Annotated in this window: 2 protein-coding genes and 1 pseudogene; 1 reads left to right on the top strand and 2 read right to left on the bottom strand. The window is 58.5% G+C overall.

From position 1 onward, the window contains the following. Positions 1–289 precede the first annotated feature (289 nt). Positions 290–1,261 (bottom strand): helix-turn-helix transcriptional regulator, encoded by a 972-nt coding sequence (locus MJ257_RS24440; protein ID WP_240271774.1) that lies wholly within the window; start codon positions 1,259–1,261, stop codon positions 290–292. A gap of 133 nt (positions 1,262–1,394) precedes the next feature. Between MJ257_RS24440 and MJ257_RS24435 the strand changes: the two are divergent. Further along, positions 1,395–2,192, top strand: a pseudogene (locus MJ257_RS24435) (SDR family oxidoreductase); the annotation flags it as partial. Between the two features lie 184 nt (positions 2,193–2,376). Here MJ257_RS24435 and MJ257_RS24430 read toward each other — a convergent pair. Continuing rightward, entirely contained in the window at positions 2,377–2,541 is a 165-nt protein-coding gene (locus MJ257_RS24430; RefSeq protein ID WP_240271772.1) for a hypothetical protein, read from the bottom strand. Between the last annotated feature and the right edge of the window lie 115 nt (positions 2,542–2,656).

Genomic DNA, 2,656 nt, shown 5'->3' with positions numbered 1-2,656 from the left:
AGCGGTTGATGGGTTGAGGGCTTTCCGTGGCTGTTTTTGCTCCATTATCCCTTTCGTTAAGGTGGCAAGGGCGGGAGCCAGACCCGCTCACGATTCCGAATCGACCCGGAACCAATCTGATTTTCTCCACTGCATCTTCTTTTCCATGCAATCTCTTCCTTGCGTTCTCCTCCCTTCCTTCACTGTACTTTCTTCTCCCGAGGGATCTGTTTCTCTGTAACCTGATCTAACGGGATAATCATGCAAAGCGTCCGGACGGGGAGGGTTGCCTTGCCTAATGCCCATAACGTCAAGCGTCAAGCGTACTTCCATACACGGCGAGCATCGCCCGGATTTCGGCTAGGATCCGTTCCCGAAGTTCCGGAGGGCTTAGCACCTCGACGTCCCGGCCACCTGCCAGGATCACGCCGCAAGCCCATTCCAGCGTTTGGAGGTCGACATCCGCCAGAACCTGACCCTGTTTGTCCGGGCCTTCCGTATGAAGCACCTTGATGAATCGTTCCTTATGCAGCCGATTCAGCCCGGCTTCGGTCGTCCGTACCCGGGCGAGATAGCGGGGCAGCTCGGATTTGAAGCGGGCGGTCGATCGTTCCCAATAGGCTGCCAGGTCAAAGCCGTCCGGCCGCACGAACGTCTCATCCATCAGACGGGCTTCCTCCAGCCGGGAGATGCGGAACGTGCGAAGCTCGCCGTCCGGTTCCTGTTCGGCCGCCAAGTACCATACGTTGCGTTTGGCGATGAGTCCCAAGGGGCGCACGATGCGCTGAGCGACGTCCTCCTCCTTGCGGTAGAGGATGTCCAGCTTCCGCTGGGTCCAGACCGCCTCCTGCACGGCGGATAGCCACGGGAAAACCTCTTTCGAGGCATGCCAACCGGCCCCGTCGATATGGATACGCTCGCGGATCAGCTCGGCGTCTTGCCGGATCGGCGCGGGAGCGGCCGCCAGCAGCTTTTGGTAGGCGGCTTGAAAATCCCCCTGAATCCCGAGATCCTTCAACAGTTCATTATGGTTCGTCAACAGCAGCGAGACGATCTCCTCCGGCCGCATGCCGGTCAGATTCGTCCGGTAGCTGTCCGCCAGCACCCAGCCGCCGCGGGAGCCGCGCTCCGCGTAAACGGGGATACCCGCTGCGCTCAACGCCTCGATGTCCCGGGCGATCGTCCGCTCCGACACCTCCAGCAGCTCCGCCAGCTGGCGCGAGCTCATTTTCCCACGGTTCTGAAGCAACAGCAGCAGATTTAGTAAACGGTCCGCACGCACAAAATTCCTCCTCCGCCTCTTTAACTTCGTGGAATGATTATATCATGAATATAAGACAATAGATGTCATATATAGTTTGTTATTCTACAGGGGCACGTGCGAAATTCGAGCAGGAAAGGAAGCGTATGAAACCATGGACAAGAAACCATTAGAGGGAAAAGTGGCCGTCGTTGCCGGGGCAACGCGAGGAGCGGGCCGGGGAATCGCCGTCATGCTGGGGGCAGCGGGGGCGACGGTTTATTGCACCGGACGAAGCGTTCGGGGAGAGGCGTCGGACATTGGCCGGACGGAGACGATTGACGAGACGGCAGAGATGGTGACCGCCCGCGGGGGTGTCGGGATCGCCGTCCGCACGGACCATACCTCGCCGGAGCAGGTCAAGGCTTTGTTCGAACGAGTGGGGAAGGAACAGGACGGGCGTTTGGACATTCTGGTGAACGACATTTGGGGCGGGGAGAACCTTACCCATTGGAACACGCCGTTCTGGGAGCAGCCGCTGGCCGATGGGCTCCTGATGCAGGAGCGGGTCGTTCGAACCCACCTCATTACGAGCTACTACGGGGTGCCGATGATGATCCAACGGAAGGAAGGCCTGGTCATCGAAATTACCGACGGCTCGACCTACAATTACCGGGGGAATGTTTATTACAGTTTGGCCAAAATCTCGCCGATCCACCTGGCCGCTGCCATGGCCGAGGAATTGAAGGCGCACAACGTGACGGCATTGGCGGTGACGCCGGGATTTTTGCGCTCCGAGCAGATGCTGGATTACTTTGGCGTCCAGGAAGCCAATTGGCAGGACGCCATCGAAAAGGAACCGTTATATGCCGAATCCGAAACGCCGTATTTCGTCGGGCAAGCGGTGGCCGCCCTGGCCGCCGACCCGAACGTTTGCGACAAAGCCGGCCAATCCCTGACCAGTTGGGACCTCTCCGATGAATACGGGTTCATCGACATCGACGGTCGCAAACCGCATTGGGGCAACTTCGCGCGCGAACGGGGGCTGCCGGTGAACTGAGCAAACGACTGAATACGCGGATTGGAGCCGGGCCTGCGCAAAAGAAGCGCGAGTGTGAGGAAGTTTCTCCCGCACTCGCGCTTTTGGATATATGCGGCTACTCGACCGGTTGCCACAGACGTGCGGAGTAATGGGGGATGGCCCGGATGTCGTGGAATTTCGCAATCTCCACGTTTTCGAACCGTTGCGGCAGGCTGCGGAGCTCGCCGGGGATGTCGGTTTCGACAGCCCGTTCTCGTCCGGTTATGGGCAATCGCAACAAGCTGAGAAAGATTGAAATAGCGTTATGCCTTAACCTTATTGGGCCTAATTGAGCGTCAACCGCGTGCAATAGAGTGAATAAATCACCTTAATCCATAGGTGGGGTGCGGATAAGC

Origin of the sequence: Paenibacillus timonensis (assembly GCF_022427145.1) — a bacterium.
Taxonomy (GTDB): Bacteria; Bacillota; Bacilli; order Paenibacillales; family Paenibacillaceae; genus Fontibacillus; species Fontibacillus timonensis.
Note: the sequence above shows the minus strand (reverse complement) of the source record. Positions and strands in the feature narration are given on the sequence as shown.